The following is a 639-nucleotide window of genomic DNA, read 5'->3' on the forward strand; positions in this document are numbered from 1 at the left end:
ACCGCCGGTCCATGCTGGAATATCTGAACCACCACAGCTTCGGCCGGGTGCACCCAGCCGACGTGGCCCGACTGGCGACTTTTTCAGCCGCGGCCGTCAAGTATCCCGAATGCCATCTGACCTACCGCCTGTCGATTCAAGGGGAGTACCATACCCTTTTTGCCCATTCCAAGCGGATCAAGAAGGAAGACGGGACCATCCTGTTGATCGTGTCCTACTTTGACCTGGGCAACGACCAGACCCAGCAGTCAAAAGAGCAGGTCATGTCGCCGGACCTCGACCTCTTGACCGGCCTGCCGAACTCCAGCTATTTCAACAAGTACGGCAACGACTTTTTGCAAAAGCTCTTGAAAAAGACCGGCAGCGTCGACGTCATCTATTTCGACATTTCTTCCTTGCGCTCTTATAACGACCAGTTCGGCTTCCTGCAGGGCAACGTGCTCATTCAAAACTGCGCGGAAATCATCCAAAGCAGCTTCCCGGAGGGCTTGACCCTCCGCTATGTCGATGACTCCTTCCTGACCATCGCCGCCTCCGGCCAGCTCAAGCGGCTGCTGCCGGACATCCAGAAGCGGATCGCTTCTGAGGCAGCTGACCGGGTCACGACCGTCAAGGCCGGCGTCTTCAGAATGAAGGAAG

At 57.0% G+C, this 639-nt stretch carries 1 protein-coding gene; it reads left to right on the forward strand.

Annotated features, from left to right (window positions below):
- Positions 1 to 639 (forward strand): GGDEF domain-containing protein (locus tag lacNas_RS14340; protein ID WP_244661465.1); only part of this gene is annotated, 639 nt, incomplete at both ends.

The sequence above is a fragment of the Lactobacillus nasalidis genome (genome assembly GCF_016587775.1).
GTDB lineage: Bacteria > Bacillota > Bacilli > Lactobacillales > Lactobacillaceae > Lactobacillus > Lactobacillus nasalidis.